Origin of the sequence: Streptomyces sp. NPDC048297, from assembly GCF_043201585.1 — a bacterium.
Classification (GTDB): Bacteria; Actinomycetota; Actinomycetes; order Streptomycetales; family Streptomycetaceae; genus Streptomyces.
The window spans coordinates 1-2827 of the sequence record NZ_JBICZA010000083.1 but is presented as its reverse complement, the minus strand read 5'-3'; the positions used below and the strand labels follow the sequence as shown (position 1 = coordinate 2827).

Below are 2827 nucleotides of genomic sequence, written 5' to 3'. Positions count from 1 at the left end.
CGACCCGAAGCCCTACGTCTGGACGAAGACCGCGGACGAGATCCTCGAACGCCTCGCCAGTTATCTGAACAGAATTCCCGACTCAGAACACTAGACCCCAAGCCTCAAATCTCACCCAGAAGACAAGACACCAGCTCAAAGCAGCCAATCCCCCTGAAGATCAATGCTCCGTCACACTACGTCCTGGCCGTCCCCAAGTCCCAGCAGGTACCTCGTTTCGGCCGCATCGACCATCTCTTCACGCAGGCGCCGGATGAGGCATGGGAGAAGCGCTCGTGCGGCGACGGCGCCAAAGGCCCGCGCGTCTACCACTGGGCAGCCGTCCAGCTCCCCGCAATCGAGGACTTCGACGGCGACCAGCCCACACACCAACGCTGGGCGCTGGCACGCCGCAGCGTCACCAGGCCCGATGAGATCGCCTACTACCTCGGATACGCACCGGTGGGCACGGACGTGGACCGGCTCGTGCGCGTCGCCGGGCGCCGGTGGGCCATCGAGGAGTGCTTCCAGGCCGCGAAGAACGAATGCGGCCTGGACCAGTACGAGGTCCGCAGATACGTCGGCTGGATGCGACACGTCACCCTGGCCATGCTCGCCCATGCCTTCCTTGCGGCCACGGCCGCCCAGGCGGCCTCAAAAGGGGATGCAGAAACGGTTCCGGCACCCTGGTTCCGCTCTCCGTGGCGGAAGTCCGCCGGCTCCTGGCAACTCGCGCCGCACCCCGCCCCCGCCCACCACTGCGCATCCACGCACTGAGCTGGTCGCAATGGCGGCGCAAGCGCCAAGCTGTCGCCCGCCACTGCCACTACCGGCGAAGAACCCACTCGTTGAAGGTACGGTCCAGCAAGACCGCCCCCGACCCAACATCAGCCAACTACACTCCGGACGATGTCTCTGACCAGCCCAGATAGCGAAACGCTGCTGGAGTACTAGAAGGCAGAACCACTGTCCGGCCAGTCGGCGAGGATCTCGCTCCCGTGCTGGATGGCCAAGTCCAGCAGGCCCGGGAACAGCGCGTCGAGATCTTCGCGGCGGAGTCGGTTCACTCGCCGAGTCCCCTCGTCGCGTTGCCTGATGACTCCGGCCTGTCTCAGGACTTTGAAGTGACCGCTCTGAGTGGATTTACTGACCGGGAGGGCAAAGGCGGTGCATGCCAGCTCGCCGTGCGGTTCAACCTGCGCGAGGCGGGCGACGACGGCGAGGCGTATGGGGTCACTCAGGGCCTCCATGACAGCGACGAACTTCATGTGCTGTCGATCAGGGTGTACGAGTTTGGTTGCGGAGCGGCTTGCCACGGAGCCAGCGTAACGCGCATGTTCAGTTTCCCCGAACATGGTGTATGTTCGGGGAAGCCGAACATGGTGTGCTCTGTCCTCCCCGGACCGGTCGGGCGACCGTCTGCCGCGGAAGCCTGTGGCCGCCGCACCCCAGGAGACTTACGTGATCGAACTGCTCAGCGAGGTAATCGAAGCCCACGGCGGAAGCGCGCGCTGGCGGGAGCTGACCCGGGCGCAGGCTACCCTGATCAGCGGAGGGCATCTGTTCGAGGCCAAGGGGCTCCCCCAGGAGCCCATGTCACGGGTAGTTACCGTTCTGCTGCACGAGGAGCACGCCTCGGTCACACCCTTTGGCGCCCCAGACCAGAAGACCGACTTCAGGCCCGGACGGGTGGCCATCGAGAAGCTCGATGGCCAGGTGGTGGCCGAACGCATTGACCCGCGGACGTCCTTCGCTGGACACACCCTGGATACGCCCTGGGGCCCGCTGGACCGCGCCTACTTCAACGGCTACGCACTGTGGGCCTACCTCACCACACCGTTCCTGCTGGCCATGCCAGGCTTCACAGTCGCCGAGATCGAACCGTGGCAGGAAGGACACGAAACCTGGCGTGGACTGCGTGCCACCTTCCCGCCCGAGATCGCCAGCCACAGCACCCAACAGGACTTCTACTTCGGCCCAGACCGCCTCCTGCGTCGCCACGACTACCACGTCGACATCGCTGGCGGACTCGCTGCCGCGCATTATGTGTATGACTACGTGGAATCAGGTGGCATCGTGCTTCCCACCAAACGCCGGGCTTACCGCCGCGACCCCAACGGCTACGCCCTCCTCGACACAGTCATGGTCTCGCTCGACCTCAGCGATATCCGCTTCAGCTGACTGATCACTTCAGGACGAGTTGAACCGCGGGCCTTGCGTTGGGCGATCTTGGCCCACGGAGTGCCCGCAGCCACAGCCTCGCGTTTTCCGGACCGCCGTCCGGACGTTCACGTGACGATTCGCATGCTCTGTACCTCACTTTGTCCGCTGTCCGGCGTGCGGATTCGCACGCCGGACAGCCGAACATCGCGAAGACGGGGATGGTGCAGGGCCCCGGCGTTCAGGTTGGATGTCCGGGTTCGTGATCATGTGTCCGTAGAGCGCGAGGACGCGGTGTCGGTCGGTGTGGGCGCGTCGGGCGGCGGCGATGTTGGCCCAGCCGGCGAGCTTGAGAGCGGAACGGATCAGGTCGCGCAGGACGGCCAGGACGGCGGGGTGTCGTGGCGGCGGACCTGGCTGGCGTCCTCGCCGAAGGTGACATCGCGGCACCAGAGCACGGTGTTCTCCACGGTCCAGTGGCCGCGGGCCCAGGAGGCGATCTCAGCCGCGGTGGCCTGCTCGACGGGCAGGTCTGTGATCGCGTAGACGGTTGAGCTGTACTGGGATTTGTGGTGTCCCTGATGCCAGGGTTACGGTCCTGGCGAAGGAGATCCACCAGTACCATGCCAGCACTCCGTAAGTACCCCGGTGAACTTCGTGAGCGAGCGGTCCGTGAGGTCCGTACCAC

3 protein-coding genes and 1 pseudogene are annotated in these 2827 nt (G+C 65.2%); 2 read left to right on the top strand and 2 right to left on the bottom strand.

Annotated elements, in window-relative coordinates:
- Window positions 1-441: 441 nt before the first annotated feature.
- The gene (locus ACGFYV_RS37470; protein WP_393883021.1) at window positions 442-756 is read left to right on the top strand and encodes a hypothetical protein; all 315 of its coding nucleotides are present in this window, start codon (window positions 442-444) and stop codon (window positions 754-756) included.
- 173 nt (window positions 757-929) lie between these two features.
- Here ACGFYV_RS37470 and ACGFYV_RS37465 read toward each other — a convergent pair whose 3' ends face one another.
- The gene (locus ACGFYV_RS37465) at window positions 930-1247 is read right to left on the bottom strand and encodes an ArsR/SmtB family transcription factor (protein ID WP_393883020.1); all 318 of its coding nucleotides are present in this window, start codon (window positions 1245-1247) and stop codon (window positions 930-932) included.
- 193 nt (window positions 1248-1440) lie between these two features.
- Between ACGFYV_RS37465 and ACGFYV_RS37460 the strand changes: the two genes are divergently transcribed.
- On the top strand, window positions 1441-2160 hold the full coding sequence (locus tag ACGFYV_RS37460) for a hypothetical protein (RefSeq protein WP_393883019.1): 720 nt from the start codon (window positions 1441-1443) through the stop codon (window positions 2158-2160).
- Window positions 2161-2412: 252 nt separating this feature from the next.
- On the opposite strand, the pseudogene ACGFYV_RS37455 reads toward ACGFYV_RS37460, so the two are convergent.
- Window positions 2413-2708, bottom strand: a pseudogene (locus tag ACGFYV_RS37455) (ISAs1 family transposase); the annotation flags it as partial.
- Between the last annotated feature and the right edge of the window lie 119 nt (window positions 2709-2827).

Bases quoted from the DNA above. Each gene is read 5' to 3' on its own strand.
- ACGFYV_RS37465 (WP_393883020.1), bottom strand. From the start codon at position 1,247: ATGAAGTTCGTCGCTGTCATGGAGGCCCTGAGTGACCCCATACGCCTC.